Origin of the sequence: Cryobacterium sp. Hh11 (assembly GCF_004404045.1) — a bacterium.
GTDB lineage: Bacteria > Actinomycetota > Actinomycetes > Actinomycetales > Microbacteriaceae > Cryobacterium > Cryobacterium levicorallinum.
Genome location: NZ_SOHF01000010.1, coordinates 1 through 20,176, shown reverse-complemented (window position 1 = coordinate 20,176; position 20,176 = coordinate 1). Strand labels below are relative to the sequence as shown.

Annotated in this window: 13 protein-coding genes and 1 pseudogene; 8 read left to right on the top strand and 6 right to left on the bottom strand. The window is 59.3% G+C overall.

Annotated elements, in window-relative coordinates:
* Window positions 1-49: 49 nt before the first annotated feature.
* The 3 genes from E3T46_RS03450 to E3T46_RS03440 all read right to left on the bottom strand — a co-directional run bounded on the left by E3T46_RS03450 (window position 50) and on the right by E3T46_RS03440 (window position 7,760).
* Window positions 50-2,539 carry a glycosyltransferase gene (locus E3T46_RS03450; protein ID WP_134577477.1) on the bottom strand — a complete coding sequence of 830 codons (2,490 nt, stop codon included), beginning with the start codon at window positions 2,537-2,539 and terminating at the stop codon, window positions 50-52.
* An 82-nt stretch (window positions 2,540-2,621) separates the two neighbouring features.
* On the bottom strand, window positions 2,622-4,688 hold the full coding sequence (locus E3T46_RS03445) for a hypothetical protein (protein WP_134577476.1): 2,067 nt from the start codon (window positions 4,686-4,688) through the stop codon (window positions 2,622-2,624).
* A 165-nt stretch (window positions 4,689-4,853) separates the two neighbouring features.
* The gene (locus E3T46_RS03440; RefSeq protein ID WP_166790159.1) at window positions 4,854-7,760 is read right to left on the bottom strand and encodes a glycosyltransferase; all 2,907 of its coding nucleotides are present in this window, start codon (window positions 7,758-7,760) and stop codon (window positions 4,854-4,856) included.
* Between the two features lie 223 nt (window positions 7,761-7,983).
* On the opposite strand from E3T46_RS03440, the gene E3T46_RS03435 reads away from it, so the two are divergent.
* From E3T46_RS03435 to E3T46_RS03415, 5 genes are all read left to right on the top strand, one after another.
* On the top strand, window positions 7,984-8,895 hold the full coding sequence (locus E3T46_RS03435; protein WP_134577474.1) for an ABC transporter permease: 912 nt from the start codon (window positions 7,984-7,986) through the stop codon (window positions 8,893-8,895).
* Window positions 8,895-10,118 carry an ABC transporter ATP-binding protein gene (locus tag E3T46_RS03430; protein WP_134577473.1) on the top strand — a complete coding sequence of 408 codons (1,224 nt, stop codon included), beginning with the start codon at window positions 8,895-8,897 and terminating at the stop codon, window positions 10,116-10,118. Before E3T46_RS03435 ends, E3T46_RS03430 begins: the two co-directional genes overlap by 1 nt.
* An 11-nt stretch (window positions 10,119-10,129) precedes the next feature.
* Entirely contained in the window at window positions 10,130-11,029 is a 900-nt protein-coding gene (locus E3T46_RS03425) for a glycosyltransferase family 2 protein (RefSeq protein WP_134577472.1), read from the top strand.
* On the top strand, window positions 11,026-13,059 hold the full coding sequence (locus tag E3T46_RS03420) for a glycosyltransferase family 2 protein (RefSeq protein WP_134577471.1): 2,034 nt from the start codon (window positions 11,026-11,028) through the stop codon (window positions 13,057-13,059). The genes E3T46_RS03425 and E3T46_RS03420 overlap by 4 nt, the downstream gene beginning before the upstream one ends.
* A 285-nt stretch (window positions 13,060-13,344) precedes the next feature.
* Window positions 13,345-13,833, top strand: coding sequence for a hypothetical protein (locus tag E3T46_RS03415; protein WP_134577470.1), 489 nt, complete (start codon window positions 13,345-13,347; stop codon window positions 13,831-13,833).
* 365 nt (window positions 13,834-14,198) lie between these two features.
* Here the strand turns inward: E3T46_RS03415 and rfbA are convergent, their stop codons facing one another.
* Window positions 14,199-15,059, bottom strand: coding sequence for a glucose-1-phosphate thymidylyltransferase RfbA (gene rfbA / locus E3T46_RS03410; RefSeq protein ID WP_134577469.1), 861 nt, complete (start codon window positions 15,057-15,059; stop codon window positions 14,199-14,201).
* A gap of 5 nt (window positions 15,060-15,064) precedes the next feature.
* On the bottom strand, window positions 15,065-15,673 hold the full coding sequence (gene rfbC / locus E3T46_RS03405; RefSeq protein ID WP_134577468.1) for a dTDP-4-dehydrorhamnose 3,5-epimerase: 609 nt from the start codon (window positions 15,671-15,673) through the stop codon (window positions 15,065-15,067).
* A 72-nt stretch (window positions 15,674-15,745) separates the two neighbouring features.
* On the opposite strand from rfbC, the gene rfbB reads away from it, so the two are divergent.
* The 3 genes from rfbB to E3T46_RS03390 are packed head-to-tail and all read left to right on the top strand — an operon-like array spanning window position 15,746 to window position 18,727.
* On the top strand, window positions 15,746-16,732 hold the full coding sequence (rfbB, locus tag E3T46_RS03400; RefSeq protein WP_134577467.1) for a dTDP-glucose 4,6-dehydratase: 987 nt from the start codon (window positions 15,746-15,748) through the stop codon (window positions 16,730-16,732).
* Between the two features lies 1 nt (window position 16,733).
* Window positions 16,734-17,588, top strand: a complete 855-nt coding sequence (rfbD, locus tag E3T46_RS03395; protein ID WP_134577466.1) for a dTDP-4-dehydrorhamnose reductase — start codon at window positions 16,734-16,736, stop codon at window positions 17,586-17,588.
* Window positions 17,585-18,727, top strand: coding sequence for a glycosyltransferase family 1 protein (locus tag E3T46_RS03390; RefSeq protein WP_134577465.1), 1,143 nt, complete (start codon window positions 17,585-17,587; stop codon window positions 18,725-18,727). Before rfbD ends, E3T46_RS03390 begins: the two co-directional genes overlap by 4 nt.
* Window positions 18,728-18,961: 234 nt before the next feature.
* On the opposite strand, the pseudogene E3T46_RS03385 reads toward E3T46_RS03390, so the two are convergent.
* A pseudogene (locus E3T46_RS03385) lies at window positions 18,962-19,984 on the bottom strand (IS110 family transposase); the annotation flags it as partial.
* Window positions 19,985-20,176: the final 192 nt, after the last annotated feature.

The following is a 20,176-nucleotide window of genomic DNA, read 5'->3' as shown; positions in this document are numbered from 1 at the left end:
TCCCATAATTTCGTTGGTAAGAAATTTACTTGTGGCGGAGCAATCGCTGTTAGCGCTTTCGTCCTAAGCGGTTACGCACCTTGCGCATCGCGACCGGTAACCCGCCATTTCGCAGATAGAAGACAACCAAACCCAGATCGTGTCGAAAGCCGTGCTTCTTGACGCGTCGACGCGGGCGGCTGATCAGGCTCTCACCGGTAGTGCCAGCTTGCCCGCCGGCCAGCCGGTCAGGCGCATGATGTGCGTTTTCCACAAAGGAGACGAGTGGCTCAAGGGTATTCCGCCAGAAGAAATCCTCGCGAACTCGATGAATGTTTGCCTTGACCTCGGCAATGAACACCTCATCGAACAGTACGCGTTCCAGCGCATCCGCCAGCTGCGCCTCGTCCCCGGCATCGACGACGATTCCTAGTTTCTCGGTCTCAACGAGCTCGGCAAAATAGTCACCTTTTGTGAGTACCATCGGCAATTCGGCCCAGAGATAGTCAAGCACTCGCGTTCTAAAAGAAAAAGTCGTTTCAACGTGCGAGAAGTGCGTGCTTACACCGGCATCAGATTCAGTGAGAAAATTCTGCCGATCCGCATAATCGACCCAGGACGCGTTGAAGAACACATTTTTGTCGAGCACGCCCAACTCTGAAGAAAGCTGACGAGATTCCGCGACTATCGCCATTTCCGGCACGCCCGGATGCGGATGCTTCGTGCCTTGGAAAAAAAGCCGCACGTTCGGACGTTTCACGGCCAGGCGCGTCACAGCCCGAATGAGAGTTTTAGGGTCAAACCAGTTGTAGAGCCCGCCGCTCCACAGCAGCACTTTGTCCTCAGCCTCGATCCCCGCAACGACGGATTTGAGAACCTGCCGGACGTGCTTCGGTGGAGTTTCGTCCAGCCCGAACGGTACGACGCTGATGAGCCCGTTCAAATCGGGGTCCGAAGCGTAATTCGCCGGGTTGACGCGACCCAACGCGGCGAGTTGGCCTAAATAAAAATGGCGCTGACGCTCGGATGCACAGAGAAAGAAGTCCCCACGAAGCAATTGCTCGTTCAAAACGTCCGTTGCATCGGCAACTTGTTTGTCCCACAACGGTTGAGCAAGCCCCCGCCCCTGTTCCAGCTGTTCCAGGTGCATCGGGTCGTAAATGTCGGCGATGACAATTTTCTTCGTGCGACGAAGAGCATCAAAAACGGCCATGGCGTGGCCTTGGAAGATAATGACGTCGGCCCAGTTTTCAAGCTTGGCAAAGGTCCGATTGTCTCCAGCCGCAACATGAACAATATCGAATGGTGCACTCAAGAGCTCCGCGCCAGACAACGTCACCAGAGTGACCGTGCTCGTTTTGGACAGCGCCAAGGCAATATTCCATGCACGAATAGCGGGGCCGGCCATCTTCGCGCCGATGGGGTCACCAGTAATGAGAAGGACCCGCGTCGACGACGGCGCCTCCGTCACATCGAATGCCGTCACGATACTCTCGTATCCCGCAAGGTAGTAATCGTTTTGAAATGAGGGGGCGTCGGTGAGCCCGAAGAGTCGCCAAAGGCGACTGTCCGAAACAAGCCGGCTGTTCTGAACGAGGTCCCTGGACTTTTTGAGTCCTGGCAGCGCCTCCACAAATTGATCAATCGCGAACAGCGACGCGGCCGACTCCTTTGACACCGACATCTCTGACGCACCGTCCTGGCTCTTCTTTCGAATGTCTAGAGCTGTGGAATCGAGGTGCCCCTTCGCTACCCCACGGCGCACCGACAGCGCCATAGCTGCTGGAAGCGCCTCCGCGAGGGACTCCGCGCCGAGATTCTTATAAAGGGCAAACAGTGCATTTCGTTCCAACAAGTACGTTTCTTTGAAGGATCCGAAGCTGGACATCGATGCGTGGTGTTTGTGGAATGCAATGGACTTCGGTTCATAGACATATCGCCAGCCCCGAAGGTTTAGCCGCCAGCCCAGGTCGACGTCTTCAAAGAACATGAAGAACCGCTCATCGAATCCCTCGAGTTCTTCGAAAACTGAGCGACGAACGAACATGGCGGATCCCGTGCCGAAAAGCACATCGTGTGCGGGGACCTCCCGTGCCGGCAGAGGCTCCGCGGTTAAGGGTTTGTAGCCCATTCCAAACCAGGTCAAGGCGGCGCCGACGAAGTCAACGTTATTACCGTCCCAATCTACGACCTTGCTTGCAACCGCCCCGATCGCGGGCGACTGAGCGAACTGTGTCATGGCAGCACGAATCCACGCACGGTCAGGCTTCGCGTCGTTGTTGAGGAAGGCGAGGAACTCACCCGTACTGCGGGCGACGCCGAGATTGCAGCCCCCGGCGAATCCCACGTTTGTCGGAGAGACGACGATTCGCACCATTGGGTGCGCAGCGCGCAGCAGCGATTCGCTGTTATCACCAGATGCGTTCTCCACGACGATAATTTCAAGCTGGGAGTCGGGCCAGTCGACACCGTTCAGGTGATTGATCGCTTCGATTGTGTCGTCAACGCCCTTGAAATTCACGAGGATAACTGACACGACGCCCGGTCGCAGCTTCGGCATAGATGCCCTTTCAGTGGTCGGATAGTGCTCGGCGAGTCTAGCAATTGCCGCGAAGAGAGCCTTCACATGGGCATAGCCAGGCCTACTTCAGCACGGTTTTGCACCCCATATCCTGGTTTGCACCGGCGCCGGTGCTGATAGCGAAGACGCATACTTGGGTGCTGCCCGATTCAAGGGTCACTGGAATCGAAAAACCGTGTTCGGCACCGAATGCCGGATAGGCACGGTCGACATCATTTCGGGGTGTATTGGCGGCGAAGCTTCCTCCCCAGCGACCATTGAAGTAGACATGCACATTAACGGGCGACGTCGTATCTGGATCAATCGTCCATCCCGATATTGTCGTCATCCCTGTCGAAGATGTGACCGCCGATTCGAAGTTGCCGAACGGCGTTCCTGTTGGCCTAATTACCTTTGCGCAGCCGAGCGAGGAGTTGAATCCGCGCCCCACGTTGATCCCGAACAAGCAAACTTCGCTCGATCCGCCGGGAACGGGAACGCTCATGCTGAATCCGCGGGAGTCGCCATAGCCGGGGTATGCGCGGCCGACATCGGCTCGTACCCCGCTCGCGGTGAACGACCCACCCCACTTTCCATTGACATAGGCGTGGACAACGATTGGATCGGTCGTGTCAGGATCAAGACCCCACCCGCTCACAATGGCTTGTCCGGCAGCTGCCTTTGCGGACTCTATATTTCCAATCGGCGGGCCCGAGCCGGAGGACACAGTGGCACAACTAACCTGCCGATCGACGCCGCCAGCTATATTGACGCCATCGATACATATCGTATTTGTGCCGACTCCCACATTGATGACAGCGCTGAAACCGTGTTTCGAGCCGTAGCCCGGGTAAGCGCGCGCGACGTCCGCACGTTCAGCATCGGCCGCAAAAATCTCTCCCCGAGTGCCATTCACGTACACCTGGACAGTCGTTGATGCGGGAGAATCGGGATCGATTACCCAACCGGAAACGGTCGCGATTCCGTCTGTCAGCGTCGCTGAGTCCACGGTTCCGAATGGCGGGCCAGTCGGTGTCGTGACGGTCTTGCACGCCAGCAATTGGTTACTGCCAATGCCCACATTGATGGCATAGAGACACGCCTGGACTGCTCCTGCTCCGACTGCCAGAGGGACCGAGAACGCGAACCCGTGGTTTGGTCCGTAACTCGGGTAGGCCTTTGCAATGTCCGGCCGAGGTACTGCTGCCTCGAAGGCACCACCCCACTGGCCGTTCAAATAGAGGTGCACGGAAATCGGCCCAGCAATTTCCGGGTCGAATGTCCAACCTCTAAACGTTGCGGAGTTGACAGAGGCTGCGGCCACTTCAAGGTTGCCTATGGGATCAAGCGGCGGTCCGGTCGTCGGCCCGAACCAATTAGTGTAATGGACCCAGAAATTGCGATTGCCGTACGCCGAGCACCCGTCTCCAACCCCGCCGAGGTTCTCCAAGGCACTCGAATTTGGCTGGTACGGCGTGTAATAATACAGGGCTGCGGTGGCCCGGTTCTGGATAAGAACGTTCGACGATCCGCAGGCCGTGTTCGGATGAAACCTAACAGCGTTTTGCTGGCCAATCTTAATGGAGGTAAATGATCCATCGGAATTTCCGTACCACGCGAGCTGCCGCGCCGCACCAAAAACTTGAAGAAAGAACCCGAAATAGGCGGGGTTGCAGCTGGCGCTATCAGGACACTCGTACCCCATCGCTTTGCGCAGTATCGCTTCCGAGGGCGCCGTGCGGGTGACCAGAGTCTGTTCCTTCTGCAACGTGGCCAGAATTACCTTGGCACTGATCGCGCACGCACGCTGCACCTTGAAAATGACACGAGCTGCAGACTCATTTGCTTCGCCGGCATACGTGTCGCAGGTACCAAAACTGAGGGTTTTGGTGGGGGTATCCACGCGGAGGACGTTCAGACAGAGCGTGTTTTGACATACACCGACCCGTGCATCGAGAAACGATTGAATTTGATCCTGCGACATCGCGCTCGCATCGTAGAAGTTCTGGTCTGAGATGATGTTGCCGGCCTGAAAGTCCGCGCCGGTCAGGGCCGAGGCCGGTGACAACTCCGAAAGTTGCAATAGAGACGTGAGTACCACGAGGCTTAGTCCTGCCGCGATAGTCCGACGTATGATATTTTTCCGCATGTGTGCCTAACTTGCCGTTCATGGAAATTGCGGACTCGCAACGATCAGTTCAAGTTCACACAACAAGAGGCAACGTTAACGGCACACAGTGTATTTACAGTAACCCAAGTTGTCCCCGAAAAGGGAGGGCAAGAAATCAAGTTCCCCTTCCGACAGGAGAACTCCCTACGAGCCGGGGTTCGCCATGTAGCCGTGGATATCATCCAGCGCCGCATTCCAGTCCGAGTGACCGGACTGGATCGTCGACAATGCACGGGCTGAGAGTTCCGTACGTAGTTGTCTGTCTCGAACAAGGGTGTCGAGTTTCTCCACCAGGTCGTCCAAGGTCCTCATCGTCAAAAGGGAGTTCTCTCCATTCGTGAAGAGCCAGTCGAACCAAGCGCTGTCAGGGGCCACCATCGGGACACCACTGCTCATCAGCTCCAACGGGAGATACGAAGGGTGGCGGGAAATTTGCATGGTCAAACCAATATCTGTTTCACGATAGAGCCGGCCGGTCGCGCGATAGTCGAGCAACCCCAAATCGATGAAATCCGCGCTCGCAGGAAGGTAGCGTGCTCCAGCTGCAACGATTCGAACGTCGTCACCGTGGATTCGCTTGATTTCGGTCAGTGCGCTGTAAACGAGCTCCCAGCAGTTCCGAAAGTGATCGCGTGCATAGGCAAAAATCGTGACAGGTTCATTTGCGGACTTCTCGCGACGCCCTTCAGCGTGATAAATGGACTGATCGACTGCTGGCGTGAAGTAGGTCGCTTGTCCGCCGTACATGCCCGTGTAGATACTGTGCATGCTGACGGTGTTGCAGATTCCATACAGACCGAGCCGGTAGCTTTCCTCTGCCATCGCGAACAGAGTGCTCGCCGGGTAGAAAGCGGGCTCATAGTCCTGCATGAGGTAGAACTTGCGCTTAACGTCAGGGGATTTGGCCACGTGGATGGCGGTGAGCCAGAGGGTCGCCACTGCTGCGTCCGCTCCGGGTATCGCAGCGATCTGTTCGTCGGAACCGTCATAAAACGAGATCTCCGAGTCTGTGAGGTCCGGGAATGCCGCTGTCAGGGCAGAGGCCACGAAGGCTCGATTAGGTGCGGCCAGTACGACGAACCGATTCTGAATTCCATGATCTCGAGCGAGCTTGGCCGCGAGCCGAAATGCAGTGTTCAAACCACCGAAGAACGGCATGTCGATGTCAGGAATGAACCAGTTGATCGTCTTGATGTCGAGTTCACCGGAGAAGTCTTTGTGAAGTTGGTGAACGGCCGCGACCTCCTCCGCCGAAATCGAAGCCGTGCCCAGCAGGGCCGACGCTTCCTCGGAGATCGATGAGCTCTGCGCGTGCTTGATGAACGAACGACCGAGAACTTCTAAGGCCAACTTGATGGGATCCTCGTCCCTGGGGTCCTTAAACCGAGGCACGGGACTCAGCCGAGACACGTTCGGCGACATATATGGGTCTCCCCCCTGCAGCCACGGGTGGTACCGCCAGTAGCTGGCGTAGAAGTCCTCGGCGGGCACCGAGGTTCCCCTCGTGAGCGACTCGAAGTGGCGGACGGTGTCAAAGGGAACGACAACATTTCGTCGTCCACGAATGATCTGGTCGAGACCCAGTACGACATCGCTTCCGCAGAGGATGAAGGCCTCATCCAGTCCCCCGACGTCTTCGAAGTCGGTTCGACGAATCGCAACACAGGCACCGGTCACGGCCAGCGCATCGCGGTACCAGGACGTGCGGCCGATTAGCGTGTCGGAGTCTGGTTTCATGCTCGCAAAAATATTGTCTGCGAAGCCACCCGGGCCGATCATGACGCCGCCGTGCTGAATTAGACCATCAGCTTGGCGGTGCTGGACGCCGACCGTGCCTACACCGTCGCGCAGCAGGAGCCCGACCATCTCTTTCAACCACACGGCTTCAACGATCTCCGTGTCGTCGTTGAGCATGACAACGATCTCGCCGTTTGTTTCCCGAACGGCAGCGTTGTTGACCCGCGAGTAGTTGAAGGGCGCCTCAGTCCACCACTGCACGGCGAGATTAAGATCCGCGGACTGTTCGCGATACCAGGCCGCGTTGTCTTCGCTTTCACCGCCATTGTCCACGATGCGCACATCGAAGCCCGGGTAGTCCGTGCGAGCAAGACTCGGTAGGAGCCTTCCCAAATTAGAGCGCGAGTGGCGTGTGGGAATCACAATCGATACGGTCGGCCACCTCGTCGGTTCAAAGAGCACGCGCACGACGCCGCCGACAGCCGTCGCCGTCGCTCTTTCACCCTGGTGGTTGAGAACCCGCTGGACCATCTCCGCATCCGATGTCGCGGCACGGCGTTGCGGGGCCTGCGGTTCCGTCAGGAGCACGTGCGATAGGTTGCCCGCCGTGCGTTCCGTTGTCTGCGACGAGAGCAGCAACTCCCAGATGCCCCGATCATTCAGTAACACGCCCGCAGCGGCGGGAAGCGCTGACGCCTTGATGGCAAAGGAGCGGTCAATGTAGTTTGCCCCGAGGAGTACGTCCGGGGACCATTGGGGCCGGAAATGCGGATCAACCGGACCGAGGTGCCCGCGCACATCGGAGTCGAAGACAACCAGCTCCAAGGCGGGGTCAATGCGATGCTTCTTCGCCACCTCGGCGAGGGCGTGCGGAGAGAGCTCAGACCCGGCGCGGAGAAAAAGGACAAAGTCCTCGTCTACGGCGCAAAGGATCTCGCTGAGCGCCGATCCGGATCGCAGAGCCGCAATACGACCGGACGCACCAATCTGGGCAGCGATGCTGTCTCGGGTGCGTTTGACATCCCCCACCGCCCCTGCAGCCGCTACCTCGACGATGACAGCGAACGAAGTCTTGGTGGCACTTCCTTCGGCTCCGGCACCGTGCACCGCGTTCAGCTTTCGCCAAGCCCGGTAATCGAGTTCGGATGTTCGGGAGGCACTCGCAGCGCGCACAAAGTTGGCTCGAGCATTTCGAGAGAAGGTTCCAGCATCCTTGATGCTGTAATACGTCGCCGCAGCAAAGAGGCGCGGACCAGAGTTGAGGGGAAGTGCCTTACGCACACCACCCGCGATTTTTGATTTCCAAGCGCTCATACAGTCAAGTCTCCATGCCAGTGCCATTCGGTGCACAAACGGGTCTAAGTTCCACCGGATGTCGATCTCAGCGGATTCTGAGTTCAACCATAGCTGAGGCCCCTGAGCCCCCAAAGTCCCTGCCGCGACGCGCGATCCCGGTCAGCGATGAGATCAGTGCTGTATTGTCTCTCACGGCAGCAAGTCGTCCTTTGCCGAGCCCCCATCATTACTGGAGAACTACATGACCGGCCCTCAAACGTCTTCACCCGAGCGCAAAGCCCGGCTCGAGCAGATGGCTTGGCTGGACGTTGGAACGCGGAGCACTCTCGTTCACGGGACCATTGCGTCTGTTCGGGACATTTGGTCACACCGCGAATTGCTCGGCATGCTTACTCGCCGCGAACTCAAAGCCCGGTACAAAGACAGCGCCCTGGGTTTCATGTGGAGTCTTGCCCGGCCGCTGACACAGCTCCTGATCTACTACGTAGTCGTCGGGAAATTTCTAGGTGCAGCCCGCTCCATCGATAATTTTGCTATCTACATCTTTGCCGGCCTTACGATTTACACCTTGTTCAGTGAGATAGTTTCGACCGGAACCGGCGCTATCATCGCCAATGCGGGACTCGTGAAGAAGGTGTATCTCCCGCGCGAAATCTTCCCGCTGGCGACGATCGGTTCCTCACTCTTCAACTTCATGATTCAGCTGGGAATTTTGCTCGTCGTTTCTGTTTTCGCAGGAACGCTCCAGTTCGGCCCGAACTTGCTCTTCGGCGCAGCTGCACTCGTGCTCGTTCTTGTCTACGCCGGTGCGCTGGCAATCCTCCTTTCCGCGTACAACGTGTATCTGCGCGACGTCGCCTATCTCGTAGACGTGATTATTTTGCTGCTCATGTGGGCTTCACCCATCGTCTATTCGTGGATCTTCGTCAAGGCCGCTATCCCCGCATGGGCACTCGAGATTTACATGAACAATCCGGTGACCCTGGCGGTGCTCGGCTTCCAAGAGGCGTTCTGGACCGAGGCCAGCGGAGGCGATACACCCGGCTTCCTCGCTGGACGCATGCTAATCGCAGGCGTCATCGGGCTGATCTTCCTACTTTTCGCTCAGCGTGCTTTCAGCAAGCTTCAGGGCAACTTCGCGCAGGAGCTTTAATGACCATGACCACCGCGGCCGTTGTGCCGATCGTCAGAGTAAACGACGTCTCGAAGCGTTTCGTTATCAGGAAAGATAACAGCATTAAGGAACGCATCCTCAATGTAGGACGAGGCGCCAAGTTCAAAGAAGACTTCTTTGCCCTCAAGCACGTAAATCTGGAAATTGAGGCCGGTACTACGATCGGTTTGATCGGACCGAATGGGTCGGGCAAGAGCACGCTTCTCAAAGCTATCGGCGGGATAATACAACCGACCACGGGGAGTGTCCAGAGACGAGGCCAGATGGCTGCACTCTTGGAGCTGGGCGCCGGTTTCCACCCTGACCTGACCGGTCGGGAGAACGTATATCTGAATGCCTCGATTATGGGTCTTTCACGTCGGCAAACAGAAACGCATTTCGAAGAAATCCTGGAGTTCTCTGGCATCGGTGAATTCATCGATACTCAAGTGAAGTTTTACTCGAGCGGAATGTACGTTCGACTTGCCTTTGCCGTTGCCGTTCACGTCGACCCCGACTTACTTCTCGTCGATGAAGTGTTGGCGGTGGGCGATGAGGCTTTTCAGAAGAAGTGCCTCGATAAAATCCGCGCCTTTCAAATCGAGGGACGAACCATCGTTTTGGTAAGTCATACGCTCAGCCAGATCACCAGCATGTGCAGTCGTGCGATCGTGCTGGCGAAGGGGAGCGTCGTCTTTGACGGCGATCCGTTCGACGCTGTTTCCGTATTGCGTTCGGGCTTCGCCACCTCCATTGAACTGGACTCCTTGAAGGACGACCGGCTGAAAGCGGCCATGGCGAATGTAGAGCTTGGACGTATCAAGGGCGTAAGGGTAACGAATAGCGCGGGCGAGCAGCGACCCGCTTTCGACACAGGCGATGACATCGTCGTTGAGGTAGAGATTGAGGCACCGAAACGCCTCGCGTCCTGGAGTGTTGGGCTACACATCAACAATCCTCTCGGCCAGCTGGTAACGGGAGCAACCTCCACGAGCCTCGACGTAGGGCTGGGCGAACTCCTTGGAACCTGCGTAGCTCGATTTACCCTGCCACATGCACCATTCGGTTCGGGTGAATACGGCGTCACCGTCGCCCTCATGGGAACGCAGGGGCAAGAAATCGCGCGCGTCACTGATGCGGCGTCGTTCAGCGTGAATAACCACGGCGGCACCTGGGGGCCATTACGCACGGACATGACCTTTGAAGCCATAGCGGGCGTGTAGCCACAACAGTTATGACCGATACAAATTCGATGCCCCCCGGCTCCACCCAGCCCAGAGTTGCCGTAATCACCGTGAGTTACGGCTCTGAAGGCGTGCTCACGCCATTCTTCGAAACGCTGAGGGAAGCGTCGAACCAAGACATCATCACCGTTCTCGCCGATAACAAAGCATTCGTTGACTCACCGGTGGAAGAGGTCGTCCATCTATTTGGAGCGAAATACCTCGCTATGCCGTCGAACGCCGGATACGGCGGCGCTATCAATGCGGCCGCACGAACTTTGCCGGCATCTGTCGAGTGGATTCTGATTTGCAATCCCGACGTCACCTTTAGCAAGAACGCACTCGACTTGTTGGTAGTTGCGGGAGATTCTGATCCGCTTATCGGTGCAGTCGGCCCAGGGATCCTGACCGCGCTTGGCGAGGTGTATCCCTCCGCGCGATCTATCCCTTCACTGCGAAATGGAATCGGACACGCCCTCCTGGCCGACATCTGGAAGTCGAACCCGTGGAGCGCCGCATATAAGAATGACGCTCAAATGACGTCACCTCGAGCGAACGTCGGCTGGCTATCCGGCGCTTGCCTCCTAGTGAGGCGTTCGGCCTTCACCGCAATAGGCGGGTTTGACGAAGACTTCTTCATGTACTTCGAAGACGTCGATCTCGGGTATCGACTCAGCAAGCTTGGTCTTAATAATGTCTACCAGCCAGCGGCTTTGGTCACACACTCAGGCGCGCACTCTACGGCCACAGAGGCGACCACCATGCTTACCGCCCACCACAAAAGCGCCAAACGTTTTCTTGCAAAGCGCTACCCAGGCGTTGTCTTATGGCCAGTACGAACAATTCTTTCCCTCGGTCTAGACATTCGCGCGCTGGTTGTCAATCGAGTGAGTAGAAGGGAACGGACATGAAGCTCGTTCTGACCGTGATGGTACGTGATGAGGCGGACATCATCGAGGCGATGATCCAGCATCACTTGGCACAAGGTGTTGAACTGATAATCGCGACCGATAATGGTTCCGTCGACGGCACGCGGGAAATCCTTGAAGCACACCGAAGCGCGGGCCACCTAGTGCTGCACGACGATCCCGTTCACATGAAACAGCAGCATTCGACGGTGACGAGCATGGCTCGTGAGGCATACGCAGACCACCAGGCAGACTGGGTAATCAATGCCGACGCTGATGAGTTCTGGGTGCCCGTGAATGACGCCATCACCCTTCACGAAGCGCTCTCGCACATACCCAAGTCGATTCAATCGTTCTTGGCTCCTGTCACGGATATGACAGGCCTGGCGGCGGCCTCGGGGTCACAGTTCGGGCGCCTGCATTTGAGGGATCATCGATCTGCGCGGGAAATCATGAGGACCGGGCTCCTGGCACATTCCACGCCAAATGCCGTGCATGTCGGATACGCAGAGATTGAAGTTGCTCAAGGCAACCATTTCGTAAATCTGGCTAGTAGAGGCGATCCTGACCCCGAATGGGCTATCGAGGTGCTCCATCTTCCTTGGCGATCATGGGAGCAATACCGCCGCAAAGTGGACAATGCGGGACGCGCTTACGAAGCAAATCCGAAGCTGAACCCTAGCCCCAATCACCACGGAATGAGGGATTACCGTCGACTCAAAGAAGATGTGCTACTCCCGTTCTACCTTCTGCGCCATCCGACCCCGGACCAAGTCGAAGTCGGGTTGGCGGACGGCACCTACGAGGTCGATGACCGGCTATCCGCCCTCGAAGTCTTTTCCTCAACAGATGTCATGTTTGAACCTGAGTTCGAGAATTGGAACAGACGCCTTGGCGCGTCCATCGCGTTGGGCGAGGAGCAGTTGCGTGCCGCTACTCAGAAGATCGAGGATCTGCAGTCCACGGCATCCGAGGACGCGAAGCTCCGCTCTGAACTCGAGCAGGCGCTGCTTGATCGCGACAGCCGGATACTTATCCAGGAAGACACTCAGGCGGTTCTTGAGGAGCTCATAAATCGATTCAGAGCGCGCCGAATCGTGCGTTTGGTAGACGGAATCGCAGAAAACAAAGGCCAAATCAGCACCGCAGCCGCCGTGCCGCGAAGAGTCCTGACGCGTATTCGCGCAGAATCGGTTCGCCTCAGCGACCTGCGGCACAACGCAATGCGTCTGCGCGAGGTCAATCGCCTGCTCAAGCGAGGACTCCCGCTAACAACAACAAATGGCACTATCGCGTCGACCGCATTGCCCATCGTTATGTGTCTGTGGAACCGCTCCCAGCGCATCGATACAATGCTCGAGAGTTTTGCTCGGCAGGCCACGAAACGCAACCTCCGTGTCATCCTGTGGAATAACGCCCCAGAAGATGCGGAATATTACCGTATACGTGTGCACGAATTTCAACTCAGTGGAGCCCTCGACTCCATCGAATTGCACTCCAACCCGATCAACATCGGTGGGATGGCACGGTTCGTCGTCGCCAGAACATTGTGGGAGCAGGGGGTGCGCGGTCCCTTCATCATGGTGGATGACGACCAGGACCTGAGTGAGACATTCGTTGAAGACTCACTGGTCGGCTACGAGGCGCACTCCATCAATTCCTGGTGGGCCTTTCGCAACCACGGTTCGCACTGGAATCGTTCCGAGCTGGAACCCGGCGATATTGCCGACTATGGAGGCACGGGCGGCGCAGCCGTCGACCTGGCAATTGTTGAAGATCTTGCCTTTTTCACGATTCCGGTTCGGTATTTCATGCTCGAGGACCAGTGGATGTCCCACTACGCGCACACGCACGGCTGGACGATTCGTAAGTCCTCCGCACAGATCACCGCGGTGCTCGAGGAGACGAATCAGTACCACGCTCTGCGGGAGCTCAAGGACGAGTTCTTCACCTACCTGCACCCTGGTGTCGGCGGACGCGCCTTCTGCCGCGCAAGGACACTCGGTGGACCATCAGATAATCGCCCAAGCTGAGTTCTGCGCACGGCAGCAGCGGCTGCCGCGATCTCAAGTATTGCGAGGTCAGTGGGACGCATTTCCCGACGACTTACCTGGACTAGTCGTATATTGTCCACGAAAATGCTCCGAAGCTGCGCTCTTCCTGGCCCTCCTGGACTCACCCTTCCTCGTGCCAACGAGTAGCACTGAAAGGGGCGTCAATGTCAACAGCATGGCCACTGTCCACGGCAGGACAACTGCGGCGAGAAGCGTCCACTTCGGCATGACGTCGTGGGTCCTAAAGGCCCATATCACGACGGGATGAGCCAACACTACGGCGATACCAACTACGCCAAGACGAATGGCCAGTTCAGAGACGTGTGTGCCCAGTGGAAAGCGTCGAGCAATCAGGATCATTCCTGTGCCTGCGGCCACGGCGATCGCCACGCCGACTCCCGGAGTGCCAAACAATCCAACTTTCAGGTCGACGAATTGCTGCGGAATAGAGGCAATGGCAGCTCCGGCTGCAAATACGAGCAGTATTCCGATGACCAGCGGATTGGTCAACCGTGGCTCAATAACCTGCAGCAAGCGGCCCGCGAGAACGAAAGCAAGGCACGGAACAGCCAAACCAATTCCGAACGGCATCCCCGCAAGGAACTCTCCATCGAAGTAGGCCAGGCCGAGACCACCTATTGCCACCACGATCTGCAGGCTGTTGGGTACACGCTCTATCGCTCGATAGAGCACGACCGTAAAGAAGAGCACAGATACAAACCAAAAGGTACCAAACGGACCCTGCGCGTGTGATCCGCCCATTAGAGCCGGCAGAAGTGAATTCAGAGTAGCCGGGCCAGACAAGGCAGTAATAGCCAGGAAAACTGCAGACACTACGACGAACCATCCCGCATAAGGGACCACAAGAGATCGAGCTCGCATACGAATATCGCTCACCCAGGCACGGCCAGGGGTCCAGAAATAGCCAGTCAGGATGAAAAAGAGGGGTACGTGCCAAGCGTAAACCCACTGGTGTGTGAGCGGTCCGGTGTATACGTGAGCAAAGATGACGGACGCGATGCTGGCGACTCGAAGGGCGTCGATCCCCGCAGATCGTTTCAACGACATTTGTGAGGATCGCGGCTGAATCAATGTACCTTCCCCTCAGTTTGACGCGGCTATTCGACCAGGCCGGCGAGGTAGCGTCCGTAGCCGCTCTTGAGGAGTGGCGCGGCGAGTACCGCGAGTTGGGCATCCGATATCCAACCTGCACGCCACGCAATCTCTTCGATGCAGCCGACCTTGAAGCCCTGGCGGTCTTCAATGACCCGCACGTATTCTGAAGCCTGCATCATTGACTCAAACGTTCCAGTATCCAGCCAGGCGGTGCCACGATCGAGCACCTGCACGTGCAAGTTCCCCTGCTCCAGGTAGCGTTCGTTGACCGTACTGATCTCCAACTCGCCGCGCGCACTCGGCTCAATGGTCTTGGCGATCTCAACGACGGAATTGTCGTAGAAATAGAGGCCCGGAACCGCATAATTACTCTTCGGTTTCGCCGGCTTTTCTTCAATGGAAATTGCCGTTCCGGTCTCATCAAATTCGACGACACCATACGACGTGGGATTGCTGACGTGGTACGCGAAAATGCGCGCGCCCTCGATCTCCGCATTGCCGCGAAGTGACGAACCGAGCCCAGCGCCGTGGAAGATGTTGTCACCCAGCACCAGCGCGACGCTGTGATCGCCAATGAACTCTTCACCGATGATAAACGCCTGAGCCAAGCCGTCCGGCGAGGCCTGGACGGCATACTCGATGCGGATACCGAGATCAGATCCGTCGCCGAGCAACGCACGGAACTGTTCATTGTATTCGGGCGTGGTGATGATGAGAATCTCTTTGATGTCAGCCATCATCAGCGTGGACAAGGGGTAATAGATCATCGGCTTGTCGTAGATGGGCATGAGCTGCTTGGAGATGCCCTTGGTGATCGGCCACAGGCGCGTGCCCGAGCCGCCGGCGAGAATGATTCCGCGCATAAGTGTTAGTTCCTGTCGTTCAAAGTGGCATAGTAGGCGCGGGCAGCTCCCCAGGTGGGGAGGAGGCCGGCGGCCGCTGCGGCCGCGAGAGTGGGGGCATCCGTGTCTTTTGGCGAGAGCAGCAGCTCGCCAGCCTCAGGCGGGAATACCAGTGCGATCTGCTCGTCGAGCGGGCTGATGCCGTGTTCGCGGCCGGGGCTGAAGGTGCTGTTCACGAGGTAGCTGACGGTGGCGTTGTCGGTCAGGGCTACGAAGCAGTGGCCGAGCCCTTCAGCGATGTAGACCGCGCGACGATCTGTGTCATCGAGAAGCACGCTGTCCCACTGGCCATACGTCGGCGACCCGACGCGAATGTCGATGATGTAGTCGAGAACCGCGCCGTGAACGGCGGTGACGTACTTGGCTTGGCTGGGCGGGACATCCGCGAAGTGAATGCCGCGCACCGAACCGCGCTTGGACACAGACGTGTTGGCCTGAGCGAGGTCTAGCTTGTGCCCGACCTTTTCTTCAAGCTTGTCGAAGCGGTACCACTCGAGGAACACTCCCCGGTCGTCACCAAACTGCTTCGGAGTGATTTCAAAGGAATCGGGGATGGAGAGTTCGCGAATCTGCACGTTGGGAGTCTACCAATCGTGATCCGGTAGAATCGCGGAGGCCATTGAAGCGAACGGAACGGTTACTCCTATATGAAGATCCTCGTCACCGGCGGCGCCGGTTTTATCGGCTCCAACTTTGTGCGACGCACGATTGAAGGCAAGTACCCGGGCCTTGAAGGCGCCGAGGTTGTCGTGCTCGACGCACTGACCTACTCGGGCAACCTCGAAAACCTTGCCCCGATCGCCGATTCACCTCGCTACAGCTTTGTGCACGGCGACATTCGCGACGGCAAGCTGCTCGATACCCTGTTTCCCGGGCTCGACGCGGTCGTGCACTTCGCCGCGGAATCGCACGTGGACCGTTCCGTAATGGACTCGACGATTTTCGTGGAGACCAACGTGCTGGGCACCCAGCAGCTGCTCGACGCAGCCCTGCGCCACAAGCTTGCCCGGTTCGTGCACGTCTCCACCGACGAGGTCTACGGCTCGATCGCCGAAGGTTCCTGGAACGAGGAGCGCGCGCTCGAGCCCAACTCCCCCTACAGCGCATCGAAGGCCGGCAGCGACCTGCTCGCCCGCAGCTACCACCGCACCCACGGCCTCAACGTGTCGATCACTCGCTGCTCGAACAACTACGGCCCGTACCACTTTCCTGAGAAGGTCATTCCGCTGTTCGTCAGCAACCTGATCGACGACCTGCACGTTCCCCTCTACGGCGAGGGCAACAACATTCGCGACTGGCTGCACGTGGACGACCACACCCGCGCCATCGCCATGGTGCTCGTCGGCGGCCGCGCCGGCGAGATCTACAACATCGGCGGCGGTACCGAGCTCACCAATAAGGAACTCACCCAGCTGCTGCTCGACTCGACCGGCAAGGACTGGTCCTACGTCGACCGCGTCGCCGACCGCCTCGGCCACGACCTGCGCTACTCGGTCGACATCTCGAAGATTCAGGCCGAACTGGGCTACGCCCCCGAGGTTCCGTTCGAGCAGGGCCTCGCCGACGTGGTGCAGTGGTATCGCGACAACCGTCAGTGGTGGGAACCGCTCAAGGCCCGCGCGGCGCTGAACTAGCATGACCCGTTACCTGATCACTGGAGCGACCGGCATGCTCGGCCGCGACCTGCAGGCGGCTCTGGCCGGCCGCGACGTGACGGCCCTAGGCCGCAGTGACCTTGACGTGACCGACCTTGACGCGGTCACCGCTGCCGTCGCCGGGCACAATGTCATCATCAACTGCGCTGCCTACACCAAGGTCGACGACGCCGAAACGAACGAAGATCTCGCCTACGCCGTGAACGCGGTGGGGCCGCGCAATCTGGCGGTGGCGGCATCCGCTTTGCGGGCGAAGCTCGTGCAGATCTCGACGGACTACGTCTTCGACGGCAGTGCGACCACGCCGTACGCCGAGAACACGCCGCACAGCCCGATCTCAGCCTATGGTCGCACCAAGGCCGCCGGTGAAGACTTCGTGCTCGCCGAGAACCGCGCCCGCAGCTACATCGTGCGCACGGCCTGGTTGTACGGCAAGAACGGTCCGAACTTCGCCAAGACCATGCTCAAGGCCGCTGGCACGCGCGACACGCTGAACGTCGTCAACGACCAGGTCGGACAGCCCACCTGGACGGTTGACCTCGCCGCTCAGATCGTGCTGATGCTCGACTCCGACGCGCCCGCGGGCGTCTACCACGGCACGAACGCCGGGGTCGCATCGAAGTTCGACCAGGCCCGCGACGTGTTCGCCCTGGCCGGACTTGACCCGGAGCGCGTGCTGCCGACCGACAGCTCAGCGTTTGTGCTGCCCGCACCCCGGCCCGCCTACTCCGTGCTCGGCCACGGCAACTGGACGGCCGCCGGGCTGGCGCCGATGCGCAGCTGGCAGCAGGCCCAGGCTGAGGCGTTCGCAGCGGGAGTTTTCGAGACAGCATGATCACTCTGCGGGTACTCGTCGACCAGATGGTCGCCCCGGTTCCGGGCGGCGTCGGGCGGTACACCGAGGAACTCACTCGGGCGCTGATCGCTACCGCTCCGGCCGAGTGTGATGTTGAGGGGATCGTCTCCTCCTCGACCCCCGAACAGTACGAACAGATCGAGGCCGCTCTGCCCGGTCTCGGCAACCTGCACAAAACAACGTTGGCCCGGCGCGAGCTCGCTGCGGCTTGGGCGCTCGGCGTGACCAAGTCGTCGGGCACCGGACTGATTCACGCGCCGGGACTTCTCGCTCCGCTGCGGCGCCACAATCGCGCCGAGGACGGCACTCAGATTGCGGTGACCCTGCACGACGTGCTGGCGTGGACGCATCCGTCGTCGCTGACCCCGGCAACCGTGGCCTGGACCAAGGGCATGCTCAAGCGCGCCCGTAAGCACGCCGACGCGATTGTGGTGCCGAGCCACGCGGTCGCGCGGCAGCTGACCGAGAGCATGGATCTCGGCGACCGGGTGCGCGTGATCGGCGGCGCCGTCGGGCGCGGGCTGGTGCTGCCGGCCATTCCCCTGGTAGAAGAGCGCCTGCAGGCGCTGGGGCTTCCCTCGCAATACATTCTGACCTCCGGGTCGCTCGACCCGCGCAAGGCCGTGACAGCGCTGATCACAGCGCTCGGGCTGCCGGGCGCGCCCGACCTGCCGCTGATCGTGCTCGGACCGGATACCTGGGGCGAACTCGACCTCGCGTCGGTCGCCGATGAAGCCGGGCTGGCACCGGGACGCGTGCGTGCGCTGTCGGGGCTGAGCGACTCCGACCTGGCCGTGGTGATCGCCCGAGCGAGCGTGTTCGTCTATCCGAGCCTGGAAGAAGGCTTCGCGCTGCCGATCATCGAGGCGTTCCACCTTGGTACCCCGGTCGTGCACTCCGACGCTCCGGCCCTCGTAGAAGCGGCCGGAGACGCCGGCGTTGCGGTGGAGCGGTCGGACCCGAAGGAGTACCCGGCCCGACTCGTCGATGCGATCAACCGCGTGCTCGGCGACAGCGTGCTGCGGAGCCGCATGACTGTCTTCGGCGGCGACCGGTCGCGGGCATTCAGCTGGCGGGATTCCGCCGAGCGGGTCTGGCAGCTTCACGCGGATTTGTAGCCCGTGCGCGCGATGATGCTCCTATAGTTGTCAAGCTGCGATTTGGTGGGGTTGGTGTTCGTTGAGCCAGGCCCGGTAGCGGTGTAGGAATCGGGTGTCGCGGATGGTGCCGCGTTCGATGAGTGAGATCTTGCTGATCGCGCAGTTGAGGGCGTCCGCAACCTCGACGAGGCTGAGCCCGAGGTGCTTGCGTGCGGGGCGCAGATCGCTGCTGTTTTCCGCTGGCTGTGGATTCGTGATGAGGTGGAAGACTTCTCGGGCGATGGCGCGTTTAAGGCAGCGGAGGACGTCTTTCTTCGTCTTGCCCTCGGCGGTCCGGCGGGTCGCGTAGTCGCGGGTCTCGGGGTCCGTGGCCAAACGCACGATCGCGATCTTGTGGAGCGCGGAGTTCGCGGCCCGGTCGCCGCCACGGTTGAGGCGGTGGCGTGTTGTTTTTCCCGAGGACGCTGGTAAGGGTGAGGCGCCGCAGAGCATTGCGAAGGCTGCCTCGGAGCGGAGCCGGTCCGGGTTGTCGCCTGCGGTGATCAACAACTGGGCGGCGGTCACGGTCGCGATCCCTCGGGCTTGAACGAGGGCCGGGTTCACAGTGTTCACGAGTTGCGCGAGGTCGGTGTCGTGGCCGGTGATCTCCTCATCGAGCTGCTGGTAACGAACAGCGAGCCGTTTGAGGGCGGTGCGGGTCCTGGCCGCAACTTGGTCATCGCCGACCCGTGCACGAGAGCCTGCCAGTCCCGCTATCAAGCGGCTCGTGGGCAGGTCACGGTACTCGGCTCGGACGCGCTCGGGGGCGGTCACGATCAGCGATTTGAGTTGCACGATCGTCTCGGTGCGTGCCTTCATCGCGCTGCGCCGGGCTGCGTTGGTCACACGAATCGCTTCGACGTTGCCGGTGCTGGTCTTCGCGGTAACGGTGTCATTATTCGCCAACGCGATGTGCGCGGCGGCGTAAGCATCGAGCTCGTCTGATTTGCCGCGCATCCGTCGGGTCTGTCGTGCTGGCCGGATCACCTCGACGACTTCGATGTCCAGCTCATGCAAGTGCCGGGTCAAGCCCGCCCCGTATGAGTTCGTGCCCTCAACACCGGCGCGCAGCAGCGCGCCGTGGCAAGTGATGAAGCCCGCAAGGGCGCGATAGCCGGCGTCGCTGGCGGGGAATTGGGCGGCGCCGAGGTGTTCCCCAGTGACGGAGATCACCGCCGCGTAGTGCGTGTCCTTGTGCGTGTCCACGCCTGCAACGATCAGAGAATGATCGCTCATGGTGTACTTCCCTTCGTTCGTGTTTCAGAATGGGAAGTGGCGGCCGGGCAGGGCAGACAAGACGTTGACGAGACTGAACCGTCCCTGATTTCCTGCCGCTTTCTTTCTGGTGAAAGGATTCGGATATGCCCAAGAAACACCCAACAGAGGTTCGCGAACGAGCGGTCCGTATGACTCTTGATCGTTTGAAGG

Excerpts from the sequence above, each read along its gene's own strand:
- E3T46_RS03450 (WP_134577477.1), bottom strand. The coding sequence starts at position 2,539 with ATGCCGAAGCTGCGACCGGGCGTCGTGTCAGTTATCCTCGTGAATTTC.
- E3T46_RS03445 (WP_134577476.1), bottom strand. The coding sequence starts at position 4,688 with ATGCGGAAAAATATCATACGTCGGACTATCGCGGCAGGACTAAGCCTC.
- E3T46_RS03440 (WP_166790159.1), bottom strand. The coding sequence starts at position 7,760 with ATGAGCGCTTGGAAATCAAAAATCGCGGGTGGTGTGCGTAAGGCACTT.
- E3T46_RS03435 (WP_134577474.1), top strand. The coding sequence starts at position 7,984 with ATGACCGGCCCTCAAACGTCTTCACCCGAGCGCAAAGCCCGGCTCGAG.
- E3T46_RS03430 (WP_134577473.1), top strand. The coding sequence starts at position 8,895 with ATGACCATGACCACCGCGGCCGTTGTGCCGATCGTCAGAGTAAACGAC.
- E3T46_RS03425 (WP_134577472.1), top strand. The coding sequence starts at position 10,130 with ATGACCGATACAAATTCGATGCCCCCCGGCTCCACCCAGCCCAGAGTT.
- E3T46_RS03420 (WP_134577471.1), top strand. The coding sequence starts at position 11,026 with ATGAAGCTCGTTCTGACCGTGATGGTACGTGATGAGGCGGACATCATC.
- E3T46_RS03415 (WP_134577470.1), top strand. The coding sequence starts at position 13,345 with ATGAGCCAACACTACGGCGATACCAACTACGCCAAGACGAATGGCCAG.
- rfbA (WP_134577469.1), bottom strand. The coding sequence starts at position 15,059 with ATGCGCGGAATCATTCTCGCCGGCGGCTCGGGCACGCGCCTGTGGCCG.
- rfbB (WP_134577467.1), top strand. The coding sequence starts at position 15,746 with ATGAAGATCCTCGTCACCGGCGGCGCCGGTTTTATCGGCTCCAACTTT.
- rfbD (WP_134577466.1), top strand. The coding sequence starts at position 16,734 with ATGACCCGTTACCTGATCACTGGAGCGACCGGCATGCTCGGCCGCGAC.
- E3T46_RS03390 (WP_134577465.1), top strand. The coding sequence starts at position 17,585 with ATGATCACTCTGCGGGTACTCGTCGACCAGATGGTCGCCCCGGTTCCG.